This window comes from Arthrobacter sp. yr096 (assembly GCF_900108925.1).
In the GTDB taxonomy this organism is placed as follows: Bacteria; Actinomycetota; Actinomycetes; order Actinomycetales; family Micrococcaceae; genus Arthrobacter.
In genome coordinates this window covers 177,989-194,172 of the sequence record NZ_FNYI01000002.1, presented here as the reverse complement: position 1 = coordinate 194,172, position 16,184 = coordinate 177,989, and the positions used below count along the sequence as shown (strand labels likewise).

Annotated in this window: 14 protein-coding genes; 3 read left to right on the top strand and 11 right to left on the bottom strand. The window is 64.6% G+C overall.

The genetic code is table 11. From position 1 onward, the window contains the following. Window positions 1–5 precede the first annotated feature (5 nt). Window positions 6–1,100, top strand: coding sequence for a glycosyltransferase family 4 protein (locus BMY91_RS05675; protein ID WP_256212594.1), 1,095 nt, complete (start codon window positions 6–8; stop codon window positions 1,098–1,100). 4 nt (window positions 1,101–1,104) lie between these two features. After that, entirely contained in the window at window positions 1,105–1,920 is an 816-nt protein-coding gene (locus BMY91_RS05670) for a PIG-L deacetylase family protein (protein WP_256212593.1), read from the top strand. Here BMY91_RS05670 and BMY91_RS05665 read toward each other — a convergent pair. The 3 genes from BMY91_RS05665 to deoC form a co-directional block, all read right to left on the bottom strand. Continuing rightward, a complete protein-coding gene (locus BMY91_RS05665) occupies window positions 1,917–3,020 on the bottom strand; it encodes a right-handed parallel beta-helix repeat-containing protein (protein WP_090819664.1) in 1,104 nt (367 codons plus the stop codon). The genes BMY91_RS05670 and BMY91_RS05665 overlap by 4 nt on opposite strands. A gap of 90 nt (window positions 3,021–3,110) precedes the next feature. After that, complete coding sequence (locus BMY91_RS05660; protein ID WP_090819661.1) at window positions 3,111–3,338, bottom strand: hypothetical protein; 228 nt, start codon at window positions 3,336–3,338, stop codon at window positions 3,111–3,113. A gap of 53 nt (window positions 3,339–3,391) precedes the next feature. Then, window positions 3,392–4,084: a deoxyribose-phosphate aldolase gene (gene deoC, locus BMY91_RS05655; RefSeq protein ID WP_090819658.1), complete on the bottom strand. Its 693-nt coding sequence runs from the start codon at window positions 4,082–4,084 to the stop codon at window positions 3,392–3,394. Between the two features lie 160 nt (window positions 4,085–4,244). On the opposite strand from deoC, the gene BMY91_RS05650 reads away from it, so the two are divergent. After that, window positions 4,245–5,873 (top strand): HNH endonuclease, encoded by a 1,629-nt coding sequence (locus BMY91_RS05650; protein WP_177179852.1) that lies wholly within the window; start codon window positions 4,245–4,247, stop codon window positions 5,871–5,873. 21 nt (window positions 5,874–5,894) lie between these two features. On the opposite strand, the gene BMY91_RS05645 is transcribed toward BMY91_RS05650, so the two are convergent. From BMY91_RS05645 to BMY91_RS05610, 8 genes are all read right to left on the bottom strand, one after another. Then, window positions 5,895–6,767 carry an FAD-dependent oxidoreductase gene (locus BMY91_RS05645; protein WP_090819655.1) on the bottom strand — a complete coding sequence of 291 codons (873 nt, stop codon included), beginning with the start codon at window positions 6,765–6,767 and terminating at the stop codon, window positions 5,895–5,897. A 199-nt stretch (window positions 6,768–6,966) separates the two neighbouring features. After that, window positions 6,967–8,310: a patatin-like phospholipase family protein gene (locus BMY91_RS05640; RefSeq protein ID WP_090819652.1), complete on the bottom strand. Its 1,344-nt coding sequence runs from the start codon at window positions 8,308–8,310 to the stop codon at window positions 6,967–6,969. Further along, the gene (locus BMY91_RS05635; RefSeq protein WP_256212592.1) at window positions 8,307–8,789 is read right to left on the bottom strand and encodes a hypothetical protein; all 483 of its coding nucleotides are present in this window, start codon (window positions 8,787–8,789) and stop codon (window positions 8,307–8,309) included. Before BMY91_RS05635 ends, BMY91_RS05640 begins: the two co-directional genes overlap by 4 nt. After that, window positions 8,786–9,268: a DUF1772 domain-containing protein gene (locus BMY91_RS05630; protein ID WP_090819649.1), complete on the bottom strand. Its 483-nt coding sequence runs from the start codon at window positions 9,266–9,268 to the stop codon at window positions 8,786–8,788. Before BMY91_RS05630 ends, BMY91_RS05635 begins: the two co-directional genes overlap by 4 nt. Then, the gene (locus tag BMY91_RS05625) at window positions 9,265–10,248 is read right to left on the bottom strand and encodes an acetoacetate decarboxylase family protein (RefSeq protein ID WP_090819646.1); all 984 of its coding nucleotides are present in this window, start codon (window positions 10,246–10,248) and stop codon (window positions 9,265–9,267) included. Before BMY91_RS05625 ends, BMY91_RS05630 begins: the two co-directional genes overlap by 4 nt. Next, window positions 10,245–11,372, bottom strand: a complete 1,128-nt coding sequence (locus BMY91_RS05620; RefSeq protein WP_256212590.1) for an alpha/beta hydrolase family protein — start codon at window positions 11,370–11,372, stop codon at window positions 10,245–10,247. The genes BMY91_RS05625 and BMY91_RS05620 overlap by 4 nt, the downstream gene beginning before the upstream one ends. After that, window positions 11,369–13,363, bottom strand: coding sequence for a hypothetical protein (locus tag BMY91_RS05615; protein ID WP_090819643.1), 1,995 nt, complete (start codon window positions 13,361–13,363; stop codon window positions 11,369–11,371). The genes BMY91_RS05620 and BMY91_RS05615 overlap by 4 nt, the downstream gene beginning before the upstream one ends. Continuing rightward, complete coding sequence (locus BMY91_RS05610) at window positions 13,360–16,107, bottom strand: GMC family oxidoreductase (protein WP_090819640.1); 2,748 nt, start codon at window positions 16,105–16,107, stop codon at window positions 13,360–13,362. Before BMY91_RS05610 ends, BMY91_RS05615 begins: the two co-directional genes overlap by 4 nt. Window positions 16,108–16,184 lie beyond the last annotated feature (77 nt).

Genomic DNA, 16,184 nt, shown 5'->3' with positions numbered 1-16,184 from the left:
ACCCCTTGAGAATATTGCACCTGGGTTTCGAGGATCCCCGTATGCCCGGCGCCGGTGGGGGATCGGTGCGGACCCACGAGACCAATCGCCGCCTGGCCGCCAGCGGTTTCAGGGTCACCGTGCTGACCACACGGTATCCGGGCTGGCAGGAAAGGATTCAGGATGGGGTTCACTACGTACCCGTTGGCTTCGGAGAGGGCCGTACGCGCTTGACCCGGTTGTTGGGATACGTGGTCCGGTTGCCCTTCGAAGCCCGCAAGCGCCGGGCGGCAACCGATCTGGTGGTGGAGGACTTCTTCGCCCCCTTCTCCACCATGGCCGCGCCGTTATGGACCACTAAACCCACCCTTGGCGTAGTGCAGTGGTTGCATGCCCGTGACAAGGCGCGGCAATACAAGCTGCCTCTGCACTGGATGGAACGCTTTGGAGTGCGGCGTCACCGGCGGGCAATCGCGGTCTCGCAGGGAATTTCGGATCGCCTGACAGCCCTGAACCCGGACCTCCACGTGGACGTGATCGGTAACGGGGTGGATCCTGCCGCATGGAAACCTGCGCCAACGGTTGGCCGGGACATCCTTTGCCTCGGACGGCTCGAGTTCACAGGCAAAGGACTCGATCTCCTACTGGAGGCTTGGGCCCAATGCTGCGGGCTCATCGACGGCCGGCTGCTGATTGCCGGAACGGGCCCTGATGAGGCCCGGTTGCGGGCAGCCATTGACGAGGCTGGGCTTTCCAGCTCGGTACGCCTGGTGGGCTGGCTTTCCGGGGATGCAAAGTTCAATGCCCTGAGTGATGCGCGGTTGGTGGTGGTTCCTTCCCGGCAGGAGACCTTCGGTTTGGTCGCCATAGAGGCACTGGCTGTCGGGACGCCAGTGATTGCTTTCGACATTCCCTGCTTGCGGGAGATTGTGCCACCAGGTGCGGGATGGCTGGTTGACGCGTTCGACGTCGGCGCCCTCGCCAAGGCGCTCGCAGAGCGCTACTCGCAGGATGGACTTGACCTAGCAGGCCAGCAGGGGCGGGCCTTTGCCGCCGGCTACGACTGGGACCGGCTGGCTGCTCTCCAGGGCGAGGCTTACCGTGCAGCAGAGAGGAGGTAGGGCTTTGGTTCATCAATCCAGAATCGATCGATCCCTGGCGGGAAATGCGCCGTGGCTGTTCCTCTCGCCGCACTTGGACGACGCCGTCCTGTCCTGCGGAGCTCTGATCGAGGCGCAGGCCCAGGGGCGTGAGGTGATCGTTGCAACCCTTTTCACAGAGGCCTCGGATGGGCCCCACACCAGGGCCGCGCGGTCCTTCATGAGCCAATGCGCTGTCAAGGATGCCGGGGAGCTGTTTGATGCCCGCAAGGCGGAGGACAAGGCAGTCCTTGAGGATATGGGCGTCCAATCGATACACCTCGGTGCCGTTGATGCGCTGTTCCGTCAACGCCGGGCGCCCAAGCTGGGCAGCGAAGCGTGGAACAGGCTTCTTCCGGAAATGACCCACCGTTACCCCACGTACAGGTTCGACATCGCAATGGGTCGGATTGCCAGGGGTGACCGTTCACTGATTGGCCAGCTCCGCAACGACGTGGCAGCACTGTTGGCGTTGACCGGTGCGGAACTGTTGTTCTGCCCGGTGGGTGTGGGCAAACACGTGGATCATCTCATCACGCTTGAGGCCGGCTTGGGTCATCCGGATCACGTGGTGCTCTACTCGGACTTCCCCTACAACCTCGACCATGAACCGGACGCGTCCCGTTTGGCGCGCTGGGGCTATGTACCGTGGACTTGGGACCACGGCCTCATCGCCAAACCACCGCGGATACGTCAATACACCACCCAGGCGGATGCGCTTTTTCCGTCAGGCCACATCCCTGTGACAGCAGAAACGTACTTCGTTCCTGCTGACCAGTATCCGGCAGCGCGCAGTTCCTAGCAGCCGTCCCTGTTGTTGGACACCACGTTGCCCGGGGCATCTCCCAGCGTCATTGCCCCGCTCTGGCAAATGACGTTGTCGGTCACGGTGATGTTCTTGAGCTCGCCTTGGAAGTTCAGCCACGGGCCTGGTGTATCGGTGAAGGAGTTGTTCTTCACCACGACGTCGTGAACAGCCGCTGTGCCGTCGTAGTACCCAATTTTGACTCCGTTGGGGGAGCCCCAGAACCGGTTGTCCTCTACGGCAATGTTGTAGATCTCATGCGTTCCGACGGCCAGCTGCATCGCGGAACCGTGGGACCCGCCGCGGACTTTGTTGTTCCGGTAGATCACGTCGTAGACCGGCGAACCGATGGTTTGTGCCACGAGGCCGTCGTCGCCGTCGTCTCCTTGGCGTTGATCCACAGTGTTGCCTTCCACCATGCCGCCGTGTGAGTCGGTGATGTGGATGCCGTCCAGTTGGTCGTACTTGCCGCTGCTGGTTACCAACGTGTCATTGTTACGGACGCAGAAGTTACTGCTGCCCACCACGGCGATGGAGTAGGTAAAGGGATTCCGGGTGCGGACGTCTTCCACCAACGCATTGGTGCTGTGCCGGACATCGATCAGGTATTCGGTCAGGCGCCCCGTGGCGTTGCCGTTCAACTCGTCGCCGCTTTGGTCCGCCGTGAGGTGGGAAATGGTGACGTTCTGCGCGCCGTTGGTGGTGATCAGAGGATGCCCTCCGAAGGGGCCTTTGGTGTCCAGGAACCCCGGACCGGCCTTCAGAACGGTGGCTGCGCCGGTTCCTTTGAGCGCAACATTGCTCTTGAGGATCAGGGGGCCGCCCAAAACGAGGGTGCCCTGGGGCAGTTCGACGATGCCCCCACCGTCCTGGGAGGCGGCGTCAATCAATTGCTGCAGCGCCTTGGACGTATCCTCGGGGTCCAAGTAGCCCTTGATGGTGAACGCCCTGGCTTCCGTGGCTTGGCTGCCGGGAGCACTGCAGTACGTTGGGTTCGCGTCGACGGCGCCGGGTTTAGCCGCGACGACGGCCACGCCGACGCCTGCCGCGGCCAGTGCCACAACCAGTAACGCAACCTTGGGGACCGCCGATTTCATGGCAACACCCTATCCTGCGGGGGTTACCGGCGGGTTAAAAAGAAGCGGCCCAGGCTGGCAGCCTGAACCGTTTCCTGACATATGAAGGATTTAGCTTTCGCCAGCAGAGTCAGAGCGGCCAAGGATGGTCTGCGGAATCCAGAAAGCCAAGGCAAAGAGGCCCAGGCAAACGGCCATCGGCCACGGGTTTTCCAGGCTGAGGAAGGACAGCGAGTAGATGGCGCCCAGGAAGAGCACAATCATGACCACGAACAGGACAATGCTTGTGCCGAGGTTGTTCTCTCGTTCAATGGGGGCACTTGTGGCGTTCTTGGACATTCATTCCTCCTCGGCCCCGCAGGGCTCAAAAATCCTTGGCGATTGCGGAAGCCTCAGTAAGCAGATGAACCTTGTTCACCCTTGACGATGGCAATTCCGGAACTCGCTCCGATACGTGTTGCACCAGCAGCAATCATAGCCTGTGCGTCAGCCAGGGAGCGCACTCCGCCCGAGGCTTTCACGCCCAAGTCCGGTCCCACGGTTTTCCGCATCAAGGCAATGTCCTCAACCGTGGCGCCCCCACCGTTGAATCCGGTGGAGGTCTTGACGAAGTCCGCTCCTGCTTCTACGGCTGCTTCGCAGGCGATGACCTTCTGCTCATCGCTCAGCATGGACGTCTCGATGATGACTTTCAGGATGGCCTCACCCGTGTGGACGGTGTCGGCCACGGCCTTGATGTCGTCCACCAACGCGCCCTTGTCGTTGGCGCGGGCCGCTGCCATGTTGATCACCATGTCGATTTCATCGGCACCGTCGAGCACGGCGCCGCGAGCCTCGAAGGCCTTGACGTCGCTGGGCGTGGCACCCAGGGGGAAGCCGATGACCGAGCAGGTCAACACGCCGGAGCCTTTGAGGGCCTTGGTGACGGTTTTGACCCAGATCGGGTTCACGCACACTGACTTGAATTTATACTCGACGGCTTCAGCGCACACCTTGAGGACATCGGCCTCGCTGGCCTCCGGCTTCAACAGCGTGTGGTCGATGTAGGAGGCGATATTCGCAGGAGCTCCGGCTTGGTTGCTCATGGGGTCCTTCCGTGCAGGGCGTGGCCGGCCTGGGTGGCCGCAGGGTTGTCACTGCCCGTCAAAGGACCATCTTGCCACATGGGACGAGGGCTGTTGGGGGTTGTCCACATAGGTCGATTCGGGCCTTATGAGGCCTACTGCGGGCTGGAACAGTTGGGGTATGGAGCAGATTCGGGCAGGGCAAGCGGTCACTGCGGTCGCGGCAGCCCCGGTGGTTGCCGGGGCTTCGGTGCGGGATGTCCTGGCGCTCCTGGGTGCCGTCCGTCTCGGTACCGTCAGCGGGGAACTGATCGATCAGCTCCGAGGGTTGGAGGATCTGAAGTCGGCCATTACGGGTTTGCAGGCGCGGGCTGCTGTTGCCTTCGACCTCGCGCAACGGCAGGAACACGCTGCGGCGGGTGTGCCTGTGTCTGAGCGCGGCCAGGGGGTGGGCGCTCAGCTGGCGTTGGCTCGGCGGGAATCCCCTCACCGGGGCTTCCGGCTGTTGGGATTGGCGAAAGCGTTGGTGGTGGAGATGCCCCGCACCCTGGCCGCCCTGGAATCGGGCCAGCTCAACGAATGGCGCGCCACGCTGCTGGTGAAAGAGACGGCGTGTTTGTCTGTGGAAGACCGGTGCGCGGTGGATGAAGAACTCGCCCCCGACACCGGAACGTTCGACGGCAAAGGCGACCGGTCCATCATCGCCGCCGTGAAAGCTGCCGCGTACCGGCGTGACCCACGGTCAGTGGCGCAGCGGGCGAGCCATGCCGCGAGCGAGCGGACGGTCAGTCTGCGCCCGGCACCGGACACCATGACGTACCTGACGGCACTGCTGCCTGTCGCCCAAGGCGTGGCCGCGTATGCTGCGCTCACCCGCGCCGCCGACACCGCCCGCTCCACGGGCGATCCCCGCAGCCGTGGGCAGGTCATGGCCGACACCCTCATCGAACGCACCACCGGCACACCCGGCGGGATCGCCGGGATCAACCTGGACCTCGTCATGACCGACCGCACCTTCTTTCAAGGCGACAGTGAACCAGCCCGCCTCAAAGGCTACGGAATCGTCCCCGCCGAATGGGCCAGAACACTCCTCTGCACCGGCAACCAGACCCCAAACAGGCAGGAGCGTGCGGGAGTGCAGGAACCAAGGCTTGGGTTTCAAGCCACGGGTGCGCAGGTTGATCCCGGGCCCGGGCAGGTAACCGCGGCCACGCACGCTGGCTCAGCTGGCCGGCGACCCGGGCCACGCCAGCACCCCGGCCCTGACTCCAGCCCCAATTCCAGCTCCAGCTCCAGACCCCGCTTCGGCTCCAGTTCCAGTTCCAGTTCCAGTTCCAGACAGGATGATGAGTTCACCGTGTGGCTGCGCCGGCTCTACACAGCACCCGGAACGGGCGAGCTGCTGAGCATGGACTCCAAAGCCCGGCTCTTCCCACCACGACTCAGACGCTTCATTGAAACCCGGGACGATACCTGCCGCACCCCGTACTGCGACGCGCCCATCCGCCACATCGACCACATCATCCCCTGGCACACAGGCGGGGTTACCACCCTGACCAACGGCGCCGGCCTCTGCGAAGCCTGCAACCACAGCAAAGAAAACCCCGGCTGGACCACCAAAACCAAGACCATGCCCGGTGGCAGGCACACCCTCGAAATCCGCACACCCACCGGCCATAACTACATATCCAAAGCCCCACCTTTGCCGGGGCACCCTCCGGCGGTTGGGCCAGCAAAGCCGCTTGGTCCGTCGAGGGCGGTTGGTCCACTGAAGGCTAAAGCGTCCTCAACATTTTCAAACCGAGCATGACGAGTCCTTGCAGCTGCCTGGCTAGGCAGCCAGCGGAACCCGCTGATCGGTGGCGCCGAGCGGACCCAGCAGCATGCCGGAGGCGCACAGCATTGCCGACGATTCGGCAGACAGGAGGAGACCCAAACGGAGGTTGTCGCAGGATGCAGCATCCCCGATTGCCCAGATGCCGGGGACGGAGGTGGCGAGGTCGCGCCCCACGGCGATGCCGCCGTCGGACGCTATCTGGAGTCCGGCGCTCTCGGCGAGGTCGTTACGGGCGGTGCGTTCCTCGGCCAGCACCACGAGGTCGCCGTTCATGCTGCTGCCGTCCTCGAAGAGGATGCCCGTGGCGGGGAGCGCAGAACCCGCAGTTGCGGGGACGACGGCGGTCGGGCGGAGGGTGGTGCGGACGGGGCGGACTCCGCGGGCCCGGAGCACTGCCTCAGCCTGGCCCGCAGCCGGACCGTTGCCCACGAGGATGCCCAGCGGGCGGCGGCCTACCACGCGGGTGACATCCTTGACGGCTTCGCCTATGTTCGCGGCGTCATCGATGGTGGAGTAGCTAAGTCCGGATTCGGAGCCGGCCACCGGGGGCAGGACTGGGGCGGAGCCTGTCGCGATGACCAGTTGGTCGTAAGCGAACTCCATGCCGTCCACTGTGGTGACGATCTTGGCGTCGGCGTCGATGAAGCTGGCCGCCTGTCCAAAGCGGACCGAGACCTGGGGAAGTTCAGCGAGCTCCAAGAGAGCGTCCGGGCAATCATCGCGGTTGCTGAGCAGAGTGATGGTTCCGTCGAAGGCACGCTGCCGGGTGTCGGACGTGCCGGCCAGCCGCCGCACCAAAGCCTGGGCCGCGGGGCCTGCGCCTGCGATGACTACGTGGAGGGAGACTGCGGACGGGGTGGCGGACATGTTTGGCCCTTTCGCTGATGACCTGCTTGGTGCTGTTGATCATCAGCGTAAAGGGCCGGTTTTTCGTGGGTGTTTCCCCACTGTTGCCATCTTTGGCTGATCCGTAGCACGGCGTTTACCCGCCGGTAATAACGTGCGTCACATCCGGGCGTTGAGGCGGGTGCCAGGTAGTGATTCAGGACGGGGTTTCAGCACCTATTCAGTACCGGCGCAGCAGTTCGCGGAAGCCATTCCCGGCGAAGCCCGCCACGGCCTGGGCGCGGTCCACGAATCCATGGGCGCCCACGGGTTCCACGGAGGCCAGCAGCCCGGCAGCGTCGGCCAAACTCATGGTCAGATCCGCGGACAGCCCGCCAACACTGAGCCGGGCAACTCTCGAATCAGCCCAGGCGTCCGGTCCGGGGTCGTCCCGCAAGGTACGCGTCAGAGCCAGGTCCTGCCACCCGCCGTCGAGCCTTATCCTTGCACGGTAGGTGACATTGTCGCCGGTGGCCTCCACCTGCCCGTCGGCCAGGAACGCGCGTCCGAACCGGCGGTGTTCCAGATAGCCGCTGAGCTGGGGTGATTCATCACCAGGCACCGAGGGCAGCACGACGGCCGCACGAAATGTGAGGGGTGAGCCGTCGAATTCGCCGCGGAGGGTGTCGTTAAAACGGACTCCCGGGGCGGGCTCGGTCATCGCTGTGCAGCTGGAATCCTTTGCCACACCAGCCGGAACCATGGCGTTGAGGTATTTGCGGGCATCCCGGTAGCCCATGCTGATCAAGGTATCGGCGTCGACCCTGCCCAGGTAGAACTCCGGATCCAGGGGAAGCGGATGGTGTGGGCGCACCACATGCAGCACAAACTCACGTCCGGTGGCCGCTGCCGCTTCAAAGTCCGCCAGCAGTGCGCCCATGGCGCTCATCTCGATCATGTGGACGTACTGTTCCAGCGGACCATCGCCCCAGTACGGAGAGTTTCCGATGCACCAGATGAGCCACACCTCGTCGGCGCCCCGCCGCAGTGCTTCGGCCACATTGGCGTCCCTGACCCAGACCGCGTCCGTCCAGATCTTTCCGTCGCGGCGCAGTGGCGTCAGGAAGATGGGAAGTGACATGCCCGCAGCCATGAGTTGGGCGTCAACTGCGGTGGCGTCAAGTGCGTGACAGCGCTTTTCGGTGAACTCCACCACGTTGAAGGAACCCTCGACGGCGCCCGGTTCCGCCGCGCGGGAACGGATGGTGGCGTCGTCGATGCCGAGCGCGGGAAAGACCTTGTTGAGGATGCCGTCGGCGTCTCCGATGGCGGGAAGGGACCATGGCCCCTTCAGGTAGTCGCCCAACGGCAACGCCGAGCCGAAATCCTTAACGTCCACCCCGGACCATCGGCTGCACATCTCCTCCGGCGATGCCCCGGAGAGCAGCATTCCGGCGGTCAGTATCCCACCAGAGGTCCCATCCACGTGCTGGAATTCCAGGCCCTCCTCGGCGAGCGCTTTCACCACCCCAGCCTGCCAGGCCACGCGCATGCCACCGCCGGCCAGGACCAGGGACCGTTTCATCCGGCGAGACCGTTGGCGGCCGGCACCGCGCTGATGCGGCGCCAGTAGATGAAGAGGAGGACCGCCGTCGCGAGGTCGAAAAAGGCGACCAGCAGCGCAAGGGGTGAGAAGACCCCGTTGAGTACTCCGATGCCGACGGCCCCGAAGGCTCCGGTTTTTTGCACGCCGGACCAGAGCACCACTTCGGCTGAGGGGACGGTGTTGAGCAGTGTGTGGAGGAGGAGTCCACCCACCACCACCATGAACATGCCCACTGTCCCGAAGAGTTGGCGGGTTTCGGGGGTGGAGTCGGCGCCGATCAATTGGAGGACAGGTCCGCCGAACGGAACCTGCACGGCGCCGGTCAGGACGGTGATGATGGCGATCACGGCGAGGACGGCCCGGAGCGGATCCGCTGCAGCCCAGGCCACGGTTCCGGGCGGATGTGTCTTCGGTGCCCGGGCGGGATGTCCTGGTCTGGCGGGCTGGTGCGCGGTCATGCGAAGGACTCCAGCAGCCGTCCGCGGTCCACCAGAAGCCATACCATGGCCGCCCACGTCAGGGTGGAGACGTAGAAGCGGATGTCATTGAGCATCATCCAGCGTTTGAGCAAACTGCGCAGTTCGGTGTCGTCTGCGAAGTCGCCGCCCCGGATCCGGACGTTGATGGGGATGATGATGCCTTGGCCAACCCAGGTCAGGACGATGATGCCCACCAGGCAGATGATGGCGGGGATGACGCGGATGGTGCCCCATTCGGACCAGACCAGGATGCCGCCGGAGATGAACATGATGGGGACCACGATGGTGAAGAACTTGGTGGCGGCCCGGGTGGGGATTCCAAAGTGCATGTCCACGTTGTCGCGGGCCAGCGATTCCCAGGTGGGGTAGAGGAAGAACTTGAGGACCCACATGGTGCCCACGTACATGGTGGCTCCGAAAAGGAAGTAGAGGGCGTTGAGGAGGAGGAGCCAGTTCATTGGGCACCGCCGGACGCGGGGAAGGTGCCCGTCCCGGGATCAGCAGTTCCGGGTATCCGGCTGCGGTCGGGCGGGGCCAGCCATTCCTGTCCTTGGCCGAGGTTTACGACGCTGTCCATCATGTCCCCACCACGCAGGGCCACAGCCTCCAGCTGGGTGGGAGCCGTGAGGAACCAGGCTTCGTAGTGATCGTCCAGGACGCCGTGGGCTTGCGGCAGCCAGGCGGTGAATACCGGTTTGCTCTCCACGTGCAGGTTCTTTAAAGGCTCGACGCCGGGCGCGTCACCGAGGATGAGGCGCGCCTTCGCCTGGGATCCGAGGGCGATATCCCCGGTGGCCTCAAAGTAGATGTCCGATTTCCAAAGCATGTTGCGGAACACGCAGTAGTTGGACGCGGCCAGTTTGAGGGGGAGTCCGAGGGGCTCGGGGCGTTCGATCTCGATGTAGCAACCCAGCTGTCCGTCCTTGTCGTATTGCGCGGACACGGAGGTGTCGGTCACGACGAAGTCCAGGTTTGCCTGGTGCTTGGGCATGCCCCAAATTCCTTTGCCGCCCTTGACGGAGACTTCCGAACTGACGGGGAGGTCCACCACGAACTGGCCCAGCTTGAACGTCTTCTGGAAGATCAGCGGGAGAATGGGTGGCGCCGGCCTGTTGCCGTGGGTGATGGCGATGGCGAGGGAGTATTCGATGTACTTCCCGATGTCCGTGGATTTGTAGTTGACCACTGTCACCACCAGCAGCCCTTTGCCGCCCAGGCTGAACGGCCGCATCTCGGAACCTGGCAATGCCGCAGCTGCGGCACGTTTGTTGATGGGGAAGGCGGCCATGAGCACGGGGGAATCGTCGGAGTTGACCGGCATGACGTACTTGATCCCGTCGGCGAAGGCATGCTGGCCGCGGAGCCGCTCCTGCCGTCGCGGGACAGGAGACGGCATGAGTTTGAGCAAGGGCGTGGCCAGCTCGGTGAGTGTTTTCATGGCTTGGGCTCCTGGGCTGGGCTGGTTTCCTTGTGTGGGCTGGCTTCCTTGTGTGGGCCGGCTTCTTGGGGTGGGCTGGATTGCAGGGATCCGTTGAGCTCCTGCACGATGACCGGAAAAGTGTCCTGCCAGGCGTGGTCGCCAAAGAAGACGTCCAAATGGCCATAGCCGGGGATGAGGTGGAGCGAGTCCTTGCCGGGGCGGTGTTCCTGGAAGAACGTGAAGGTTCTTTGCTGGCTTTCGGGCAGGAAGCACAGGTTGTCCATGCCGGCGATGAAGGCGAAGCGGGCATCGGTCTGTGGAGCTTCGGCCACAAAGTTGTCCGGCAGTTCCGGATGGTGACCGGCGGCTACCATGTGTCCGGCTTTGATGCTGCGGCCCATTTCCTCGAAGAACGTCACAGGCACCTCGGCGAACTCGCCGCTGAGCCATTGGTGAGTGGCGTCGTCCAGGTTTTCGTGGGACCAGAGGGCTGGGCGGCCACTGCCGTAGGTGAAGCTGACCATTTTGCAGACGGTGTTGTCGCATTCGTGGTGCGTGGCTTTCACCAGGCCCCGGATGCCCCGGGTGAAGTAGCCCTGCGATTTGTATCCCCATGCGGGCGACAGGTACGGCGTGAACACTTTGACTATGGGCGTCAGATAGTCGATCTTGAGCCGTGAGAACGCCGGAACCACCGGGTGCAGGGAGACGGCGTTGGAAACGATGGTGTCCACCTGAGGCAAGAGCCCCGCAACGGCGGACATGGTGAACGACGTGGATCCCTGGCAGTGGATCACGGCCTTCATGGTGTCGGCGCCGGTGGCACGCAGGACGTGCTCGACGGCGGCAGGATGGTCGTACACGGCGGCGTCGGCCAGCGTCCAGGACAGCGGATCAAGGTCAATGGAAGCCCGCCAATTCAGCATCCACACGTCCCACCCGTCTTCGAGGAGCACATCCACGATGGTGGTCCTGACCGGCGGCCGGAACAATTCTGCCCTGACGCCGGAACCGTGGACAAGGATCACGGGCCCTTTGGTGGCCTCTGCGGGCGACGTGACGTGGACCAGGCTGAGCGGTGTGTTGTCCCGGGCACGGAGGGGGATGACCTCGGTCCTGTGCTCGGCACGGGTGATGATCATGGTGTGGTGCCTTTCCGTGTGATGGTGATGGGGTGTTCCAGCAGCCGCACGGCGGGCAGGCCGTCGACGGGAACCAGCCTCGCGCCGTCGTCGTCGGTTGCCAGCTGCCAGTCCCGGCTGACGGTGTCCACCATCAACGGGTAGACGGTGAGGTTGCCGTCGGGGGTGAGATGGATGCGGAGGAATCCCTTGTGGTCCTCGATCGATTGGCCGGACATCTTCCAGGACGACACCTCGCCGCTGGGCGTGGCCAGAATGTACAAGGCGAAGGCCTCGCTGCCCAGCGCCCAGCCGCCTAGATGCACCAGCGCGAGGGCCAGGAGCAGGATCACGAAGTCCGGCCAGCCGTCCGGCCATGGAATCAGGATCACGACGGCGGCACTCACCGCCAGCGCCGACAGTTGATAGAGCGCGCCGCGGGCAAAGACCACAATGCCTGCTGTGGTCAGGCCCAGCACACGTGCAAGAAGGGCAAGGACGGCGAGCAGCAGGGGCATGGCCAGCACCAAGGCGCCCAGCAACAACGGTGTGTTCCCGTGCGTCAGGCTCCGCACACTGTCAATGAACGATTCTCCGCGGAAGGCGCTGAAAACTGTCCACAGTGTCAGAGCGGCGATGACGTGCACGATGCCCAACGACAATCCGAAGCCAGGGTTGCGGACGGGTAGCCAGTGCGGGGACAGGGGATTGGCCAGACGGGGGCCCAACAGCCGGGAGTCGGAGGGGCCGGGGTAGATGGCGGGCATGCGGGTGAAGCGGCGGGCCGCCGGCGTTTGTTCGGCGTCCCGTACCCCGGCAGATTCTCCAGGAGCAGCCGATGGCGCGGGCAGCACCAGGTCCCCGGGCAGCCAGTGGGCATCGGAAAGGTACGCCCCGCCCAGTCCGCAGGTGATCATCTGTGTTCTGGTGGGGTCCGGGGGCATGTTCCGGGCTTCGCCGGGCGCCCGCTGTTCGTAGCGGGAGTAGTGGTGCAGATCGCCGGTGAGCCATAGCCGGACGCTGGCTCCGGTGGCTTGGAAGAGGCCGGTCTGCGGATCGAAACGACGGCGCAGGTAGTCCTGCTCGAAGAAGTTCACTTGCCGGAACTCGTTGATCCCGGGCTTGGCCGCGTCAACCCAGAAGGGCGCGGCGACGCACAGAATAATGGCATCTCCGGGTTGCAGCTGGAGGGTGACGTTCCGGTAGAAGTAATCCAGCTGTGGTTCGTCGATGTATTGGCCAAGCTGGCTGTCCAGCCCCAGCAGCCACCACCCGGGTGCGCCCTTCCTGCCCGCACCCGGGGATTCGCCCGTGAGCCGGACTGCGAAGTAGCTGCGGGTCTGGATGGTCCGCCATCCGCCGATGTTCCGTTGCCGGGTGAACAACCGGATGAACGAGGTAAGGCCGTCGTACCAGTCGTGGTTCCCTGGTAAGGCGAGCATGATGGCAGGGGGGTTGATCCCCTGGGGCAGTGCCATTCGGTAGGGGCCGGCCATCCGGTTCTCATACGCCGCAGGTGACGCCACCGGGTACACCTCGTCCCCGCCCAGGACCAGTACCTTGCCACGGGGGAGTTCATGCCCTTCCACGGCCAGGGACTCCTGTGCCAGCAGGGACGCCACCGTGTACGTGGAGTCGAAGCCATCGCCCAGGTCTGCTGTGTAGTCCAGCCAGAGTTCAGCCGCGGCAGGGCCGCCGGCGGCGCGGTCATCCTCCAGCTCACGCTCCGTCTCCAGTTCACGCTCCGCCTCCAGTTCAGCGGGGGAGGGAAGGCCCCGGTTGCTGACCGGGGGTTGCGCCGGTTGGCCCGGAACGGGGAGTTTGTCCAGGCGCAAGGGGTCCGCCGGGAAACTGCCCTCAAGCTCACGTTTGTCGCCGAAATCGGCGAACACAGTGGCCGCGGCAACTTTCAACGCAGTCCTGGCCAACGACATCGGCGAGAGCCAACGGACGGCTCCCTGGGGAGTGAAACCCAGGACGGCGTGGTGTTGCGCGAGCTCCCGGCTTTTCATCGCTTGTGCGTGAGTGGGAAGGGGACACGCCTGGGTGCACGGCCATAGACCCGCCACAGCTCGCCGGCAAACAGTTTGCCAAACGCCGCCAGGCCGGCTGCCGGTGCAGGGCCTTCTGCCCGGAAGGTGGTGAGTTGCTTGGCGAAGTCCAGTGGTCGGATGAAGAGGATTCCCGCTCCGAAGATGCCTTCCCCGCCGGCACCCGACGCTTCGCCGGCCCCCGACGCTTCGCCGGCACCCGACGCCCCGCCGGCACCCGACGCCCCACCGGCACCCGGTGGCACATGCCCGCGCAGGATAGTGGCGTACAGCGTAGTGGTATCCGGCCAGACGTCGAAGCCCGCCTCGTTATGGATGAGCTTGTGGCCGGTGAACGTGAAGGGCGTTCCCCCGGGGTCCCGCAACCACAGCCGGTAGAGCATGCGTCTGGCCGGGGCGCCGGCAGTGGCGGAGTCCTCAACAAACAGGTTGAACCAGCCACGTTCCACCGGCATCCGCCCGCCGAAGTAGTCCGCCAACACATAACCTTCAGCCCTGGCGGGATGGTTGGGATCGGCCACGAACGCGTCAATGTCCTCCGCGGTGATGGTCAACTCGAACATGATCTTCCGGCTACGGTCGCGGCCCAGGCTTCGACCCTTCTCCGGATCAGTGACCCCGGGGCTGAACCAACCGTGCATCAGTTCGGTGAAACGCACCGAGGTGGCGTCACTACCGCCCGTTGCGTCGCCGGGCGCCCCCAAGCCGCGGCTCGCCGTGGACGGTCTTCCAGCCACAGCGCTCGCAGGCTGCTCCTCCTGTGCGCCTTTGCCCTTGGTCGCGTCCGGCGCCAGTGCCCGCGGAGCCAAGGCACCGACGTCGACGACGGCGCCCGCAGCCTCGTGCTCAACGGTCACCGTGTCGCTGGGGCTGATTTCCCTGTGCGCGTTTCCTTCCGGCCTGTTGTCCCGGTGGCCGGTACGCACGCCCGCCTCAAGGATGTGCGCGCAGGTGCGCTCGGCGAAAGCGGCGATGGTCAGTGAAGGGTTTGCGCCCACCGGCCCCGGCATCGCGGCCCCGTCAACCACGTACATGCCCGGGTATCCAAATACCTCGCCGTACGAATCGCAGACCGCTTCGCCGGGGTGCCGGCCGGAGGGGGCCCCGCCGATCGGGTGGACGGTGATGACGCGCTTTGCCCACCAAAGTGGGTTGTCGATGAAGTCGCCGTCCAGGTCCTTGGAGATCGATTCCATGGTTTCGCGGACGCGGCCGAAATACTCCTTTGAGGTGGCCATGGTCCAGGCGATGGCGAGCCGTCCGTCGCGAAGTGTCATGACGCCGTCGGGAATGTCCCTGCCCATACCGAGCAAAGGCACTGAACTGGACGACAATCGCCCGTCCCCCAAGGCCGCGGCAAGGTCGGCGGAGACGTTGGACCGGCCGGCGTCGAACAGCCTGTCCTTGAAGAGCTGCCCCGCGACCTTGGCGGTGCGCTTGATGGTGGTCCGCAGCTGGGCGGTTTCGATGAGCCAGTTCATGAAGGCCGGATACCCGGCGTCCTCCACGTAGTAGCCGCGACCGTCGCCGTCGTCGTCGTTCGAATCCGGAACCCGGACCGCCGTGGTGATCACCGGGCCCTTGCTGCCGGCCAGCGTGCGGATGCCCGGGCGTGAGCCATTGGTGGGGGGAGTCTTGGCGCCCATGATGAAGGTCAGGAGATCGCCGTTGCCGCTGAAACGGGTGCCCAAAGCATTGCTGAGGGCGGGGAGCGAGCCGCGGTTGCGGAGCAGGAGGAAGTTGGTGCCAAATGTGCCGGCGCCCAGGATGAGCGTGCGGCAGTGGATGATGCGTTCGGTGAGCAGCTCGCCATGTTTATCGGGGTGGTGCACCACATACCGGACCTCGTAGCCTCCACCGCCCGTACCGCCACCGTCCGTCCCGTTGGCGAGAGGTCGGATGCCGCGTACGTCATGGTAGGTGCGGACATCGGCGCCTTTGAAAGCGGCGGCCGAGACGTAATTGTGGTCCAGGGTGTTCTTTGCGCCCGCGTTGCAGCCGATGTCGCATTCACCGCTGAGGGTGCAGGTGGTCCGTACGGTATTGGGGCCGTGGACGCTGCCGTAGCTGGGCAGGGGGAGCGCCTGGTTGGTGCGCGGTTCCTGGCCAGGGCCTGCCGCGAACGTGACGGCGATGGGCGGCCGGGAGATGGAGAGTCCAAGGTTGGCGGCGGACTTTTCCATGGCCATGGTCTTGGCAGTGTCCTTATAGGGGTAGGGCACTGGCTGTAGCATCGCTTCGGCGGCATCATAGAAAGGGTCAAGGTCGGCCCGGGTGAACGGCCAATTTTCGTAACCACCGCCCGGGACAGGTGACTCGTTGACGAACCATTTTTCGTCTTTGCGAAGCAGCACGTTGGCATAGATCAGGGAGCCGCCACCGAGGCCACTGGACACCAGCCCCTCAGTGCCACGGAACGTCCAGGCGTCGAAGAGCCCATACAAGCCACGGTCCGGATCCCAGAAGTTCCTGCCCATCTCAGACGGCGAGCGCGCGAAGCTGCCAGGCGGGTACGGTTTGCCTCGCTCCATGAGGACCACGGATTGTCCCGCCTCGGCCAGGCGAAGGGCAGCCACCGATCCTCCGAAACCCGAGCCCACCACCACGGCGTCTACTTTTTCGATGCCACCGGCCAGGTGGCGTAGTGGATCAGGAGCGGGTTCAATCCCCGCATCCCCACTGTTCCCGGTCCCCAGACGACCCATGGCCGTTCCTCTCAGAGGAGAGCTGACAACATAGCTGCGATCGACGGCGCCGGGCGTGGCCGGGCGATGCCTCCGCG